Source organism: Lentzea sp. CA-135723, assembly GCF_050936595.1.
Lineage (GTDB): Bacteria > Actinomycetota > Actinomycetes > Mycobacteriales > Pseudonocardiaceae > Lentzea.
On record NZ_JBNJMK010000001.1, the window covers coordinates 6,200,227 to 6,215,275 of the forward strand.

12 protein-coding genes are annotated in these 15,049 nt (G+C 70.6%); 5 read left to right on the forward strand and 7 right to left on the reverse strand.

All coding sequences use genetic code 11. From position 1 onward, the window contains the following. Positions 1-16: 16 nt before the first annotated feature. Positions 17-1,453, forward strand: a complete 1,437-nt coding sequence (locus ACQEU1_RS28770; protein WP_433208205.1) for a PLP-dependent aminotransferase family protein — start codon at positions 17-19, stop codon at positions 1,451-1,453. A gap of 295 nt (positions 1,454-1,748) precedes the next feature. Here the strand turns inward: ACQEU1_RS28770 and ACQEU1_RS28775 are convergent, their stop codons facing one another. The 5 genes from ACQEU1_RS28775 to ACQEU1_RS28795 form a co-directional block, all read right to left on the reverse strand. Next, a complete protein-coding gene (locus tag ACQEU1_RS28775) occupies positions 1,749-2,570 on the reverse strand; it encodes a hypothetical protein (protein ID WP_433208208.1) in 822 nt (273 codons plus the stop codon). 812 nt (positions 2,571-3,382) lie between these two features. Continuing rightward, a complete protein-coding gene (locus ACQEU1_RS28780; protein ID WP_433208211.1) occupies positions 3,383-5,629 on the reverse strand; it encodes a CHAT domain-containing protein in 2,247 nt (748 codons plus the stop codon). Continuing rightward, complete coding sequence (locus ACQEU1_RS28785; RefSeq protein WP_433208214.1) at positions 5,626-5,994, reverse strand: hypothetical protein; 369 nt, start codon at positions 5,992-5,994, stop codon at positions 5,626-5,628. The genes ACQEU1_RS28780 and ACQEU1_RS28785 overlap by 4 nt, the downstream gene beginning before the upstream one ends. Then, positions 5,991-6,521, reverse strand: a complete 531-nt coding sequence (locus ACQEU1_RS28790; protein WP_433208217.1) for an RNA polymerase sigma factor — start codon at positions 6,519-6,521, stop codon at positions 5,991-5,993. Before ACQEU1_RS28790 ends, ACQEU1_RS28785 begins: the two co-directional genes overlap by 4 nt. 96 nt (positions 6,522-6,617) lie before the next feature. Next, complete coding sequence (locus ACQEU1_RS28795) at positions 6,618-7,781, reverse strand: pyridoxal phosphate-dependent aminotransferase (protein ID WP_433208220.1); 1,164 nt, start codon at positions 7,779-7,781, stop codon at positions 6,618-6,620. Positions 7,782-7,810: 29 nt separating this feature from the next. Here ACQEU1_RS28795 and ACQEU1_RS28800 point away from each other — a divergent pair, with 29 nt between their 5' ends. After that, positions 7,811-9,058 (forward strand): DUF445 domain-containing protein, encoded by a 1,248-nt coding sequence (locus ACQEU1_RS28800; protein ID WP_433208223.1) that lies wholly within the window; start codon positions 7,811-7,813, stop codon positions 9,056-9,058. Here the strand turns inward: ACQEU1_RS28800 and ACQEU1_RS28805 are convergent. Further along, the gene (locus ACQEU1_RS28805; RefSeq protein ID WP_433208226.1) at positions 9,031-9,519 is read right to left on the reverse strand and encodes a CGNR zinc finger domain-containing protein; all 489 of its coding nucleotides are present in this window, start codon (positions 9,517-9,519) and stop codon (positions 9,031-9,033) included. The two genes, ACQEU1_RS28800 and ACQEU1_RS28805, sit on opposite strands and share 28 nt — an antisense overlap. 85 nt (positions 9,520-9,604) lie before the next feature. Between ACQEU1_RS28805 and ACQEU1_RS28810 the strand changes: the two genes are divergently transcribed. From ACQEU1_RS28810 to ACQEU1_RS28820, 3 genes are read left to right on the forward strand one after another with little or no spacing between them, the layout of a single operon-like run. Beyond that, positions 9,605-10,129: a PadR family transcriptional regulator gene (locus ACQEU1_RS28810; RefSeq protein WP_433208229.1), complete on the forward strand. Its 525-nt coding sequence runs from the start codon at positions 9,605-9,607 to the stop codon at positions 10,127-10,129. Continuing rightward, entirely contained in the window at positions 10,126-10,803 is a 678-nt protein-coding gene (locus ACQEU1_RS28815) for an ABC transporter ATP-binding protein (RefSeq protein ID WP_433208232.1), read from the forward strand. Before ACQEU1_RS28810 ends, ACQEU1_RS28815 begins: the two co-directional genes overlap by 4 nt. Beyond that, positions 10,800-13,040, forward strand: a complete 2,241-nt coding sequence (locus tag ACQEU1_RS28820) for an FtsX-like permease family protein (RefSeq protein WP_433208235.1) — start codon at positions 10,800-10,802, stop codon at positions 13,038-13,040. The genes ACQEU1_RS28815 and ACQEU1_RS28820 overlap by 4 nt, the downstream gene beginning before the upstream one ends. On the opposite strand, the gene ACQEU1_RS28825 is transcribed toward ACQEU1_RS28820, so the two are convergent. Further along, positions 12,976-15,003 carry an NACHT domain-containing protein gene (locus ACQEU1_RS28825; RefSeq protein ID WP_433208238.1) on the reverse strand — a complete coding sequence of 676 codons (2,028 nt, stop codon included), beginning with the start codon at positions 15,001-15,003 and terminating at the stop codon, positions 12,976-12,978. The two genes, ACQEU1_RS28820 and ACQEU1_RS28825, sit on opposite strands and share 65 nt — an antisense overlap. Between the last annotated feature and the right edge of the window lie 46 nt (positions 15,004-15,049).

Genomic DNA, 15,049 nt, shown 5'->3' on the forward strand with positions numbered 1-15,049 from the left:
CGTCATAATTGGCCTCATGCTCCCACCAGGTGGACGTATTTCGGGTGCCCGGCTCGCGCGGTTGCTGGGCGAGTGGCGGCGTGGAGGCGCCCGGCAGGGGACGGTCGACCTCGTCGCGGCGCTGAAACTGCTGGTCGCGGACGGCCGGCTGCCGGTCGGGACGCGGCTGCCGTCCGAACGGGAGCTCACCGACGCGTTGCCCGTGAGCCGCACCACCATCACCGCGGCACTGGACCAGCTGCGCACCGAGGGGGTGGTGGAGTCGCGGCGCGGCGCCGGGTCGTGGATCAACGGACCGGTCGGTTCCGGTGGGGGGATCACCGGGGGCGACGACACGTTGATCGACCTGTCCCGCGCCGCGCCTCCGGCGTTGCCGTCCGTGCGGCTCGCGATGGACGTGGCGATGGGGCGGATGCCGGAGCACCTCGCGTCGCACGGGTACGACGAGCGCGGGCTGCCGGTGCTGCGGCAGCGGATCGCCGACCGGTACGCGGCGCGCGGGCTGCCGACCTCGCCCGACCAGATCGTGGTGACGTCCGGGGCCCAGCACGCGTGGGCGCTGGTGCTGCGGCTGTTCGTCGGGCCGGGTGACCGGGTGCTGGTGGAGCAGCCGAGCTACCCCAACGCGCTGGAGGCCGTGCGGGCGTCGTTCGGGATCCCGGTGCCCGTGCCGATGCTGGCGGACGGGTGGGATCTCGACGGATTCGAGGCCGCTTTGCGGCAGGCGGGCCCCCGTTTGGCCTATTTGATTCCCGACTTCCAGAACCCGACCGGACTTCGAATGTCGTCCGAGTCGCGGGAAATGCTTTCCGCCGTGTTGCGGAAAGCGCGTACTCCATTGGTCGTGGATGAGACCTTGGTGGAGCTGGCGTTGGATTCGGGCCCTTCGCCGTTGCCGATGGCGGCGTTCGGCGGGGACTCGGTGGTGACGCTGGGGTCCGCGAGCAAGTCGCACTGGGGTGGCCTGCGGATCGGGTGGATCAGGGCCTCCGCCGACCTGGTGCACCGGCTGCTGTCGACGCGGGCGGCGATCGACCTCGGCACGCCGGTGTTCGAGCAGCTGGTGCTGGCCGCGTTGCTGGAGTCGCCGGAAGCCGTTCTGGCGCAACGACGTGCCGAGGCGCTGGTGCAGCGGGACGTGGCCGTGGCGGCGTTGCGCGAACATTGTCCACAGTGGAGTTTTTCGGTGCCGGCCGGTGGGCTCGGGGTGTGGTGCGCGCTCGACGGTCCGGTGAGCACGCGGGTCGCCGTCGTGGCGCAGAACCACGGCCTGCGTTTGGTTCCAGGTCCCCGGTTCGCGGTCCACGGCGGGTGCGAGCAGATGCTCCGAGTGCCGTACACGCAGTCACCCGAAGTGCTGCGTCTCGCGATCGGCCGTTTGGGTGTGGTGGCTGCATCCGTTGCCGGAACAGGGTTTCCGGCGGACGCCGACCTGTCAGTGCCGGTCGCGTGAGACACGTCGGCCCGGTCTCCCGCAGCGGTGGAGACCGGGCCGACGAACTAGCAAACGAGAGGCCTGCGGAGGGGGACGACCCAGGGATTGGCGTCCCCCGTCCGCAGGTTTCCCGTGTGGTCCGAGACTGCGGGGGCAGCGCGGCACTCGGACCAGACCCGACCTGCCAGGGCGCGGTTGGCAGGTCAGGAAGACTGGGTTCCTTGCGTACAACGGGAAATGTGTTGCGGAGTTACTCGCGCGACGGAACGAGACGGTCACAAATCGCGCAGAAGGCAGACTGGTCCTGTCGGACTCAGTCAGGGGACGTTGCCGGAAGGCCCGGAATGCTGCCGGGCGCAGTGCCGTCGCGACGCTCCTCGACCGACCACGTGGTGGGCGGGAAGAGCGAGTTGTGCGACGTCAGAACGGCGAGCACGCCTCGCGTGCCGCCGGAGTTGTCGGTGTGGCCGGACGACGCGGAGGCCGTCGCGACCACGGGGGCCTGCTGCTGGGAGGGCAGCGGGGCGGACGGGCCGGGAACGGACCACGTGAGGTCGCTCACCGGAGCCGGTTCGGTCTGCTGCGGAGCAGGAACGGGCAGATCGGGCAGAAGCGGCACGAGCTTGCGGGCCATCGGGGCCGGCGGCGCGGGCGGAGGTGGAGGCGGCGGGGTCTCGGCCGCGAGCTTCGCAGCGATCTTGGCCTCGCGGACCTGAGCCTTGGCGGCGACGACCTCGGCCGGTGCCTCGTTGCGGATGACGCCGTAGCGCGTGTCGCCCTGCGAGCCGCTCTCGAAGTCGAGGGTCGGGCCCTCGTCCTCTTCTTCTTCCTCGGGCTCGGTGACGACCGGCGGTACGACGACCGGCGGGACGAACCGCTCGGGCTGGTGCTTCTCGATGATCGACGCGGTGAAGGCCTGGGCCCAGCCGGCGGGGTCCTCGAGCAGCTGCGGAGCCTCGGCCTTCGCGGGCGTGGTGTCCGCCGCGGGCGTCTCCACGACGATCTCGACGGCCGGGGGCGCTTCCTCCGGGGTGTCGGCGTGGGCGGACGTGCCGCTCAGCAGCCAGGCGGCGGCGGTGAACCCGCCGAGCGCAGCGGCCCGCAGCAGCAGTGCGCGTGCTCCACCACCTGCCACAGGATCACCACCCGTCCACCGTTTCAGGTCACCCTCAACGCACAGCGCGCCGTCGGAGGTCGACGTAGAGCTATGTCTAGCACCGGAGAGTGACTTCGTGAACCAACTCGGCGCGAAACACCCGGAAGGGCGTTCTCGTGCGGCTGTCCGTGTTGCCCTGATCAGGCATGAACACCGTCAGTGTCGTCATCGGATCGAGTGACATTGCGCTTCGGTCCCCTGTGGACCGTGTCGCGGCGGGGGATCGTGTCCGTTGTGGACGCTCTCAAGCAGGTCAACAGCCTCTCTGAGCTGGTCGATCACGCCACCCGCGCGGTGGGGCCGGTACTGGTGCACGACGAAGCGGGTCCAAACGAGTGCTTGGTCCGTTCGGGGGAACTGGTTGTGCTGCCAGCGGACGCACCCACAGTGCGCAAACGCTTGCGATCGGCCTACTCCCACGAGGAGATCTCCGCGGGCGCCATCCGCATCCACCTGAGGGCCTCCGACCGGGACGCCGTCGTCGCCATCGCCCGCGAGGTCGGCGCCACCCCGAACCACGTCCACCTGGCGTGCCCGATCATGATCGGCACCTCCCGCCCGGTCATCGGCGAACGCTTCCCCGACCTCCTCGGCGAAGGCACCGTCGCGTTGCTCGACACCCCGCTGGAGGCCCCGCACGGCGCCCTCGTCGCCGGTGTCCTCCGCCACCACGGCGCCACCGTCCGCCCGTTCCCCGTCCTGACCGCCCCTGGCTTCGGCGACGACCTCACCCTGGCCGCGGCTCTGCGAGCCACCCGCGACCTGCCCGTGGTCCTGGTCGCCTCCGGCACCTACACGTTCGACAACGACTGCCCGCCGGTCCTGGCCTCCTGCGGCCGCAACGTGGTGGCCTCCGCGGGCAACGGCGGCACCTCCCGCCCGTGGTGGCCGGCGGCGCTGCCCTCCGTGACGGCGGTGGGCTCCACCGACCCGTTCTCGGGCCACGGCCCGTGGGTGAACGTGGTCGCCCCCGCCGTGGACGTCCCCTCCTCGGTCGGCTCCTCCCAACTGCTCTGCACCGGCACCTCCTTCGCCGCCGCCCTGCACGCCGCCACCCTGGTGCCCGTCCCGTAACAGCTGAACCCGAGGTGCGCGACGGCCCTCGCCGCCTCCACCGGGTGCCCGATCAGCGCGTGCACCTGCTCCATGGCCGCGCTGACCTGCGCGTCCGGCACGTCGAGCACGCTCGCGATGACGGCCCTGCTGCCGGCGTCGAGAAACGCGCGCGCAAGCCCCGACTCGCACGCCGACAACACGACCACTTCCGGCGGGTTCCGGATTCGCGCGATGTCGTACCCGTAAAGGGGCCCGTCCTCCATTTCGAGGTACGAGAACAACGGGTTCTCCGCGTTCACGTGCCCATGCGCCGCAATGTGCGCAACGCCGGCCCCTTCCAGCGCGCTGAGCGCCCCGTCCACAGTGGATCGCGCAATCGTCCCGCCGTGGCGCTTCTGCAACGCGACCGCTTCTCGCCCCACTCCTGGCCCGGTGATCCAGACCCGCCGCCCACTCCTGGCCGCCGGACGCCAATGCCGCATCGAGGGAAGGACGTGCACCCGTCGTCCGAGCGCGGCCCACGGCATCCCGTGCAGCACTCCGTCGGGGATCACGACCACCTCCTCCGCGTCGGGCAGCAGCTCGTTCGCGATCGCGCGCCCCGCCCTGAGCCCGAGCCGGGCGACACCGACGATCTCCTCGACGTCGGGCACCGTGCGCATGCGCGCCCGCCCGTCGACCACCGTGACCGCCTTCATCAGCCCTTCGTGGACGACGAAACTGACCAACGGCAGCCTCACCGCCGTCACCTCGTGCCGCTTCCTCCTCGTTGCCGAGGCGAGCGACAGCCGTCGGACATCCCTCTCCAGCGACTCCAACGGCAACCCGAAGGCCCTGGCCCGTCTCAACTCCGCCAGGGCACGGGCGAGCTCGGGGTCGTTGGGCGGCAAGGGAACCGAGGCTCGATGCCGGTCCGACCACTCGAGCACTTCACGTGCGGTGGTGGCGAGCGAGAGCGCATGCCCGGTCAACTCCCGCCGAGGCCAGTCGCCGTGGTGCTCGTCCAGCACCCTGAGCCCGGCCCGACAGGCGGCCAGGGCACCCCGCCGACCCGACCGCCGAGCCTGCGCGAGCCACCCGAGCGCCCGTGTCTGCGCCGGCCCGCGAAACCGGTGCGCCGCAACAGCATCCAGCTTTCCGTCGGCGAGCATGAACTCGACGTCCTTCCCGCCCAGCTTCTTCGCCGGTCCCGGATCGCCGTCCCGCAACGCACACCGCGCGCTCAGCACAGCCAGCTCCGGTACGTGCCGATTGCACCGCCGCAACAACTCCATCGCCGGCGCCAGCACTCGCCGGGCCTCGGTCGTGAGCCCGGCGGCGAGCAACGCCTCGGCCCGGTCGACGAGCGCCTCGGGCTTGCTCGCCGAGTCCAGGCCCGACCGCGCGGCCTCCTCGTACAACCGGAGCGCACGCGGCACGTCTCCGCCCAACATCGCCGCGAACCCCTTGTTGTGCAAGCACATGGCCGCCCGCCCGTGTTCACCGACCGCCCTCAACGCCACCTCGGCCGAGCCGAAGTCGGCTTCCGCCTCACCGAGTTTCAGCGCGTGGCACCGCGCGATCCCACGCCCCACGAGGGCGTTGGCCAGCCACCTCTGGTCCCCGTACCTCCGCAACTCCCTGATCACCGCGGTGAGCTCGGCGATCGCCAGCCGAGGCTCGGCCGACCCGCAGAGGTGCAGCCCGCGCAGGCACCGTGCCCGCGCCAACTCCGCACCCCGCAGGTGAGGAGTGGCGAGGTCGAGGTGCTGGAGGCTCTGCCTCGGCCGCCCCCGGTCCAGCTCGATCCACGCCAACGTCAGGTGGAACCGTGCCTCGCCGGTCAGCTTGAGGCCGCGTTTCGCGAACCGGGCGGCGACGTCGAGGTGGCCGAGCTCGACGTGGGCGACGCTGAGGTCGTGCAGCGCGTCGGCTCGTTGGGCCTTGGAGCCACGAACCTCGGTGGTGGCGATGGTGGCCCGCGGGTCGGTGGTGGCGCTCATGCGACGAACCATCCCGTCGTCAGGCCCAGGTCCGGCACGGTCACGCACAGCGGGCCGGAGCTGACGTCGGCGCGGAACCACCCTTCGGCGTCCGGTGCCAGGGCTCGGGCCGACTCCGGGGAACGGACCTCGACCGGATGGACCTCGTCCAGGACGCCGGTCAGGCGGAGGCCGGTCGGGGTGGGGTCGAGCTGGAGGTGGAGGCGGCCGGTGCCGACGTGGAAGACGAGCTGGCGGGAGGAGCCGCGGACAGGTTCGTGGACTGGGTGCATGGGGTCGAGGCCGGTCGGCCGCGGGGCGAGGGCCGGTGGTGGTGCGTCGAGGTGGAAGAGGCCGGCGATCTCGTCGAGCAGTGAGTCCCTCATCGCAGGTCCGCCACCTTCCGGCGCAGGTCAGCCAGGCAACGGGTGCGCGTCGAGCCAACGCTCCCCACCTTCATCCCCAGGGCGTCGGCAACCTGTGCATAACTCAGTTCGGGGTTGTGGGCAGCTATCCGCAGGAGGCGTTGGCACCTCTCGGACAAGGTCGTCAGAGCTGCCCACAGCCGGCGCTGCCGTTCCGAGGTGATCGCCACCTCGTCGGGTGTGGGCTGGGACGACACCGGCTCCCAGAGGTCGGTCGACACCTCGCGGCCGCGCACCCGCAGGACGGCGATCGACTGACGTGTCGCGGTACGGACCAGCCACGACGCCAGGTGCTCGGGTGAGTGCACTCGAGAGAGGTGTTCGGCCAGGCAGAGCCAGGTGCACTGGTAGACGTCGGCCGCGTCGGCGTGGCTCAGGCGGAACGATCTGGGCACCGACCAGACGAGGCGTGAGTAGCGTTCGACCAACGCGTCCCAGCCCACGGTGCCCGCGCGCCAGCCGACTAGAAGCTCCGTGTTCGATTCCATGCCATTTGGAGTCGAACACGGTCCGGGAGGCTCCCGGAGTCACTCGAAAGTGGGTTGTCCACAGGTGTGGAGGAACTCATCCACACCTGTGGACAACTACAGCTTGTGGAGGCGTTCCACGGCTTCGTCGATGACGGCGTCCTGCTTGCAGAAGGCGAACCGGATCAGGTGCTTCCAGTCGTCCGGGCGGTCGGTGAAGACCTGGACGGGGACGGCCGCGACGCCGATGCGGGCCGGCAGGTCGCGGCACAGCGCCAGGCCGTCGGCATAGCCCAACGGCCTGACGTCGGCGCAGATGAAGTAGGTGCCCTCGGAGGAGCGCACCTCGAAGCCCGCGGCGCGGAGGCCCTCGGCCAGGCGGGCCCGCTTCGAGGCCAGGGAGTCGCGCAGGGACGAGACCCAGTCCAGTTCGGCGGTCAGGGCGTGGGCCACGGCCGGCTGGAACGGGGCGCCGCCCACGAAGGTCATGAACTGCTTCGCGGCGCGCACCGCCGAGACCAGCTCGGCAGGGCCGCAGACCCAGCCGATCTTCCAGCCCGTGCAGTTGAACGTCTTGCCGGCGCCGGAGATCGACAACGTCCGCGACGCCATGCCCGGCAGCGAGGCCAGCGGGATGTGGACCAGGTCGTCGAACACCAGGTGCTCGTAGACCTCGTCGGTGATCGCCAGCAGGTCGTGCTCGACGCACAGGGCAGCGATGGCTTGGAGTTCTTCCAAGCGGAACACGGTGCCGGTCGGGTTGTGCGGCGAGTTCACCAGCACAGCGCGCGTACGAGGCGTCACGGCCGCACGCAGCGCATCGACGTCCAACGCCAAACGGCCGGACGCGTCCTCACGCAGACCAACGGTCACACGGGTCGCGCCGGCAAGAGCGACGGAAGCGGCGTACGAGTCGTAGTAGGGCTCGATCAGGATCACTTCGTCGCCGGCCTCGACCAGGGCCAGCAGAGAAGCCGCGATCGCCTCGGTCGCGCCGACGGTCACCAGCACCTCGGAGTCGGGGTCGTAGGACAACCCGTACCGGGACCGGTGAGCGGCGACGGCCCGGCGCAGCACCGGCATGCCGGGACCGGGCGGGTACTGGTTCACCCCGGACGCGATCGCCGACTGGGCTGCCGAGAGCATCGACGCCGGGCCGTCGGTGTCGGGGAAGCCCTGACCGAGGTTGACGGCGTCGTGCTGCACGGCCAGCGCCGTCATCTCCGCGAAGATGGTCGACGTGAACGGCTGCAACCGGGGAACTAGCGCTGGTACCCGCACAACGCAGGATCTTCACGGACAATGGTGTCGTGGAGCAACTGACCGCCGCTGACCAGCAGAAGCGCACCGACCTGCGCAAGATGAAGCTCGTCGCGACGAGCTTCCTGATAGGCGCGACGGTCATCTTCTTCGCCACCCACGCGTTCGAGGGCGCCTGGGTCGGCTACGTGCGGGCGGCCGCGGAGGCGGGCATGGTCGGCGCGCTCGCCGACTGGTTCGCCGTCACGGCCCTCTTCCGCCGCCCCCTCGGGCTCCCGATCCCGCACACCGCGATCATCCCCGAGCGCAAGAACATGTTCGGCCAGACGCTCGGCGACTTCGTCGGCGTCAACTTCCTCAGCCCGGAAGTGGTGCAGGACAAGCTCAGGAGGGCCGGCATCGCCGAACGCGCCGGTGCGTGGATCAAGCAGCCGGAGAACGCCGAACGCCTCACCACCGAGCTGTCGAACGTCCTCAAGGGCGCGATCACCGTGCTCAAGGACGAGGAGGTCCAGGCAGTCCTGGAGCAGGCGATCGTCAAACGGGTCACCGCGAAGCCGTGGGGCCCGCCGCTCGGCAAGCTGCTCGGCCAGGTCCTCGGCGACGGCGCGCACCACAAGCTCGTCGACCTCATGTGCGACCGCGCCTACGAGTGGGTGCGCGACAACTACGACAAGGTCAGCCTCATCGTCACGGACCGCGCGCCCACGTGGTCGCCCAAGTTCGTGGACGCCATGCTCGGCGACAAGGTCTACACCGAGCTCGTCAACTTCGCGTGGGCCGTCAAGACCGACGTCAACCACCCGATGCGCCTCGCCGTCGACCAGTTCATGATCGAGTTCTCGAACGACATGCAGACCGACCCGGCCACCATGCAACGCGCCGAGCAGGTCAAGCAGCAGGTGATCAACCACCCCGACGTGCAGAAGGTCATCAGCAGCGCCTGGGGCACGGCCAAGAAGATGCTCCTCGACGCCGCCGAGGACCCGTCGAGCGAGCTCCGCAAGCGCGTCACCCAGGGCATCATCACCCTCGGCACCAACCTCACGGACGACCCGGAGCTGCGCGCCAAGGTCGACGGCTGGCTGGAGCAGGCCGCCGGGTACGTCGTGCAGAACTACCGCGCGGAGATCACCACGCTGATCACGGACACCGTCGAGCGCTGGGACGCCGAGGAGACCTCGCGCAAGATCGAACTGCAGGTCGGCAGGGACCTGCAGTTCATCCGGATCAACGGCACCGTGGTCGGCGCGCTCGCCGGCCTGGTGATCTACACCGTGGCCAACGTGCTGTTCTGAAGATCGCGAGTGCGTTTTCGGAACGTGCGGGCCTTCTCGCGGTTCCCGCACACCTGCATCGAGCACCAGGTGCGCGAGCGGTTGCGCGAACGGTCGAAGAACGCGCTCAGGCAATCCTCTGCCGGACAGATCTTGAAGCGTTCCCACGAGCCCAGCACGGCGAGGCGGGCCGACGCGGCGAGCACCGCGCCGAGCGCGTCCGAGCTGGACAGCACCGGAACGCCGTCGGTCAGCTCGATGTGCACGACGCCCGCTGCCGTCTGAGGCCCTGACGACCCCTCGATGGACGACCGCAGTGCCGCACGAGCGGCGCGCGCCTGCGCGAGGTCACTGCTCCGCCCGAGGCCGCGCTCGGTCACCCATGCGCGCCAGGAGGCTTCACTGTCCAGTACGTGTCGAGTGTTCAGGAAGCCGAGCAACAGCTCGACGTCGTGATCCCAGCCGACAGTCAGACCAGTCACCCCACCACTGTAGGCGCCACGGCGGTCACTCGTCAGGGCGTTGAGGAATACACCGGGTGTATACATCGTGTGTATAGTGCTGCTCATGTCGATCGGACACGCACTGTTGGGCCTGCTAGAGGGTGGTCCCAGGCACGGCTACGACCTGAAGCGCGCCTATGACGAGCGTTTCGGCCAGGACCGGCCGCTCGCGTACGGGCAGGTCTACTCGACCCTGTCGCGACTGCTGAAGAACGGTCTGGTGACCGAGGCGGGCGTCGAGGCGGGGGACGGCCCGGAGCGCAAGCGGTACGCGATCACCGACGCCGGGGTCACCGACGTCGAGCGCTGGCTCGGCACGCCGGAGAAGCCGGAGCCCTACCTGCAGAACACCCTGTTCACGAAGGTCGTGCTGGCCCTGCTCTCCGGCCGCAGCGCCACCGAGGTGCTCGACACCCAGCGGGCAGCGCACCTCACGACCATGCGCGACCTCACCAGGCGCAAGGCGGACGGCGACCTCGCCGACCAGCTGATCTGCGACTTCGCCCTGTTCCACCTCGAAGCGGACCTGCGGTGGCTCGAGCTCACCGCCGCCCGCGTGGACAAACTCGCCGAGGAGGTGGCCCGATGACGACGCTGCTGTCCGCCGTGGGCCTCTGCAAGTCGTTCGGGAAGACGAACGCGCTGGACGGCGCCGGCATCGCGATCAGGGAGGGCGAGGTCGTCGCGATCATGGGCCCGTCCGGGTCCGGCAAGTCGACGCTCCTGCACTGCCTCGCCGGCATCCTGCCGCCCGACTCGGGCACGGTCACCTACCGCGACCGCGACCTGACGGCGATGAACGACGGCGACCGCAGCGAGCTGCGCAGGACCGAGTTCGGGTTCGTCTTCCAGTTCGGCCAGCTCGTGCCGGAGCTCACCTGCCTGGAGAACGTCGCGCTGCCGTTGCGGCTCAGCGGGATGAAGCGCAAGGACGCCGAACGGGCCGCGCGCGAGTGGATGGCCAAGCTGGAGGTCGACGTGGTCGCCGACCAGCGACCCGGCGAGACCTCCGGCGGCCAGGGACAACGCGTCGCGATCGCCCGCGCGCTGGTCACGGGTCCGAAGGTGATCTTCGCCGACGAACCGACGGGCGCGCTCGACTCGCTGAACGGCGAACGGGTCATGCACCTGCTCACCTCCGCCGCCAGGGAGACCGGCGCGGCGGTCGTGCTGGTCACGCACGAGCCACGCGTCGCGGCCTACTCCGACCGCGAGGTCGTGGTGCGCGACGGTCGTTCGCGGGACGTGGAGTTCGTCAGGTGAAGCGCGTGCTCAACGACCTCGCCCTGGGTGTCCGGCTGGCTGTCGGGGGCAGCCGGAAGTCCTGGGTGAGGCTCCTGCTCCAGGGCGTGGGCATCGGCATGTGCGTGGCGGTGCTGCTGTTCGCCGCGTCGATCCCGACCGCCTTCGGCAACCGCGACCAGCGCGGCGACGCCCGCAACACCGTGGAGACGGGCACCGGGCCCGCGCCGCTGCTGGTGGAGAACGGGTCGGTCGAGTACCGGGCCGACTACGTCAGGGGCACGTACGTGCGCGCCCTCGTGCCGGACGCGCCCAAGCCGCCCGGCATCGACCGGCTGCCGGACGACGGCGAGATCATCGTGTCGCCCCGGCTAGCCGCCCTGCTGGCGAGCCCCGAGGGCGAGCTGCTGCGGCCGCGGTTCCCGCAGAGGGTCATCGGCACGTTCGCGCCGGCGGGCATGGACGGGCCGCAGGACCTCCGGTTCCTCGCGGGCGACGACGAGATCCAGCCGAACGACGGCAACCAGGTCTACGCGTTCGGGCAGTCCTACCTCGGCGGCGGCCTGCCGACGATCCTGCTGATGCTCAGCATCGTCGGCGCGGTCGTGCTGCTGTTCCCCGTGCTGGTCTTCGTGAGCGTGTCCGCCCGGCTGGCCGCGGCGCAGCGGGACCGGCGGCTGGCGGCGTTGCGCCTGGTCGGAGCGGGTGCGACGCGGGTGCGGCTGATCGCGTCCGGTGAGGCGCTGGCGGGTGCGGTGGTCGGCCTCGCCGTCGGGTTCGGGCTGTTGTTCGCGATCAGGCCGCTGGTCGACGACATCCCCATTCCCGAGATCGCGATGTTCCCGAGCGACCTCGCGCCGACGTTGCCGCTGACGGTGCTCGTGATCGTCGCCGTGCCGGTGCTGGCGGTGCTGTCCTCGGTGTTCGCCATGCGGCGGACGATCATCGAACCGCTCGGCGTGGTGCGCGAGCAGAAGCCGGTGCGGCGCAGGCTGTGGTGGCGGGTCGTGCCCGCGCTCGGCGGGGTGGCGCTGCTGGCGAGCCAGTTCGGCAAGTTCGGCGCGGGCAGCTCGAAGCCGCAGGAGTGGCCGATCGTCGTCGGCGTGGTCCTGCTGATGTTCGCCGTTCCCGTGTTGCTGCCGTGGCTGGTCGAGCGGGTCGTGCACGGGATGCGCGGCGCCACGCCCGCGTTGCAGCTGGCCGTGCGCCGGTTGCAGCTCGACGCGGGCACGGCGGCACGGGTCGTCGGCGGTGTGTCGGTGGTGCTCGCGGGGACCGTGACGCTCCAGGTGATCCTCGCGGGCGTCGAGAACGACGTGAAGGCGGAGGACACCCAGCAGGCCGGGAACCACTCGCTCAACGTCACGGTCAACGAGACCACCCCGATCCCCGAACTGCCGGAACTGCTGGCCAGGACGCCGGGGGTGGCCGGGGTGCAAAGCCTCCAGCGCGCCTTCACGACGACGCCCGAGGGCGACACGACCACCATCTCGGTCGGCAGCTGCGAGGCGCTGCGGACGGTCGTGAAGCTCTCGAGCTGCGCCGACGGCCAGATCTTCCAGGTGCCGACCGCGAACGGCTTCGGCGACGCCAAGCCCGGTGACACGCTGACGTTCAAAGGGACCGGCCGGACCTGGACGGTGCCGCAGGTCGAGCGTGCGAACGGCACCCTGATCGGCATCTTCGCCACCCCGGCCGCCGCGAAGGACGTCGACCTGACCCACGCGTACGCCGACGTCCAGGCCGACCTGGACCTGTCGCGGACGGACGTCGCCGAGCACGTGCGCAACGCTCTCGCGCCCTACTCGTGGCGCGTGCACACGACCTTCTTCGGGCAGGACCGCGGTTCCGAGGTCGAGCAGGTGTTCCTGGCGGTCCGCAGGGCGCTCTACGGGGCAGCGCTGATCACGTTGCTGCTCGCCGGCGCGTCCCTGCTGGTCGTGGGTCTGGAACAGGTGCGGGAACGCCGCCGGCCGCTCGCGGCGATGGCGGCGAGCGGGGTGCCGCGGCGGACGCTCGCGCTGTCACTGGTGTGGCAGAACGGGATTCCGCTGGTGATCTCCACGGTGGTCGCGGTCGGCACCGGTGTGCTGCTCGGCGTGCTGGTCACGTGGGCGTTCGACGCCGAGGTCGCCTACGACTGGACCGGCATCGGGGTCGTCACCGGCATCTCGGTGGGGCTGGTCGTGCTGGTCACTGCTCTGACGTTGCCTTCGCTGAGAAGGGCGACCGGAGCACTTGGCCTGCGGACCGAGTAGTCCTGCTCGTCGTCTCGTGCTCTGCCAGGCGGTCCTGCACCAGCCCGTGCCGGAACTGGTAGCAGGCCCCCGCCCGGCAGAGCACGCCGAGCTTGCGCGAGTCCTCCAGGAACACCATCAGCTCCCACGGGAGCTTTCCGCGCAGTGCCAGCCAGATCCGCGCGACCGTGAACCACCACCAGCGCAGGTGCAGGACGGCCAGCGCGAACCCGAGCATCAGGCCGGAGGCGAGACCGAGGCCGACCATGCCGGTCTGGCCGGGGCCGAACACCAGCGCCGCGGCGGAGCCGAACACCACGGCGAGCACGAGAGAACCGGTCCACACCGCGATCCTGTCGCGCGCCATCGTCCACTGTGGACTTGATGCCTGGGAGAGCTCGGCGGCGCTGGACAACGCGAACCGCAGCGCGGTCGCCACGGCCAGGCCGAGCCCGACCACGAGACCGGCGGAAAGTCCGTACAGAGCACCGAAAACCAGTCCGGCGGCCAGGCCTAGCACTCCGGGCACCAGCAGCAGGCTGCGCCAGATCCCCAAGCGTGGCTTGGCTTTGCGCTCCTGTGACGCCGTGAGCGCGGCCGCTCCGACGGCGATGCCCGCGACCAGACCGGTGATCGGGGCGAGCGACGGCGTGATCGAGTACGCCATCAGCCAGCCGACGCCGAACCCGCCGATCGCACCGAGCACGAGCGCGCCGAGCACGGCGAGCCACGTGTTGCCGACCGAGCGGCGCAGCTCCCACCAGGCCAGCTCGCGGATGCCGCGGTCGCGCATCTCGTGGGCCAGGAACTCGAGCCACTTGCGGGCGCGGTCGCGGGGCCAGACCTGCGTCGCCTTGGCGTGGTGCGCGAACGCCCGGTTGCCGTACGCGCGGGACACCAGCTCGTCGCAGAGGTGGTCGGAGATCGCCCGAGCGTCCGGGAAGCGGCCGCGGTCGAGCAATTCCGTCGGTTCGGCCTCGCTGTCGGCGTAGACCATGCTGGCGAGCCACATCGTGAGCGGCGTCGACAGCGCGTCCGCGAGCCTGCCGTCCGGTTCCTCGCGCAGCTGGATGAACACCGGTTCCCAGCGGGCCGCGCCCCAGCTGTCGGAGCTCGTCCGCAGGTAGGCGGCGACCTCCTCCAGGTCGAGCGGTGCCAGTTCGACGACGTCGGCGCCCGGCAGCGGACCGGCGAGGCGCACGGCCGACGCGAACTCGTCCGTGCGGCAGGTCAGCACCAGCGGGCGCTTGGCGGGGAACGCCTTGGCGATCCTGGCGAGGGCGTCCGCGCGCTGGTGGGCCGGGATGTCGTCGAGGCCGTCGAGCACGGGCAGGATCTTGTGCTGCTCGACCAGCAGGTCGCCGGCGTAGCTGCCGTACAGCTCGGTGTTGCGCAGTGCCGGGTGGTCCTCGTACAGCCTGCGGGTGAGCCAGGTGCGGATGTCCTCGACCGCCGGGTTCCACGTGGACAGCGGCAGCAGCACCGGGACCATGCCGCCGTCGTAGCGGTCGAGCAGGCCGCACGTCAGCAGCATCGCGACCGTCGACTTGCCGGTGCCGGCCTCGCCGATGATCACCATGCGGCGGTTGAGCTGCCGTTCGAACGCGCCCACGACGGCGTCGCTGCGTCCGGGCGGCGCGTCCGGCTCGTCGCTCACGTCCAGCTCGGGAGCGAGCCAGTGCAGGTCGAGCACGTCCGGGTCGGTGAGACCGCGCGAGCGGACCTCCTCGTTCCACTGCGCCTGCAGGCCGACGGCGAGGGCGCGGCAGGCCGCGTCCAGGTGCTCGTCGGTGCTGAGCGCGGCGTTGTGCCTGCGCTTGACCCACGGGTCGAGCAGCGCCAGGAAGCCCAGGAACGCCACCGCGAGCACGATCAGCCACAGGTGCGGGTCGATGCCGTGGTCGGTGACGAACAGCCCGGCCGCGGTGAGCACGGCCGTCAGCACGCAGCCTGCCAGCAACGCCTGCTGACGGAATCGGGACATGCGTCGAATCATGACGCACCGCATCCGCGAGGGGTCGATTCAGTGA

Coding starts and splice junctions, on each gene's coding strand:
- ACQEU1_RS28810 (WP_433208229.1), top strand. CDS start 9,605: ATGTCGATCGGACACGCACTGTTGGGCCTGCTAGAGGGTGGTCCCAGG.
- ACQEU1_RS28770 (WP_433208205.1), top strand. CDS start 17: ATGCTCCCACCAGGTGGACGTATTTCGGGTGCCCGGCTCGCGCGGTTG.
- ACQEU1_RS28785 (WP_433208214.1), bottom strand. CDS start 5,994: ATGAGGGACTCACTGCTCGACGAGATCGCCGGCCTCTTCCACCTCGAC.
- ACQEU1_RS28780 (WP_433208211.1), bottom strand. CDS start 5,629: ATGAGCGCCACCACCGACCCGCGGGCCACCATCGCCACCACCGAGGTT.
- ACQEU1_RS28825 (WP_433208238.1), bottom strand. CDS start 15,003: ATGTCCCGATTCCGTCAGCAGGCGTTGCTGGCAGGCTGCGTGCTGACG.
- ACQEU1_RS28815 (WP_433208232.1), top strand. CDS start 10,126: ATGACGACGCTGCTGTCCGCCGTGGGCCTCTGCAAGTCGTTCGGGAAG.
- ACQEU1_RS28790 (WP_433208217.1), bottom strand. CDS start 6,521: ATGGAATCGAACACGGAGCTTCTAGTCGGCTGGCGCGCGGGCACCGTG.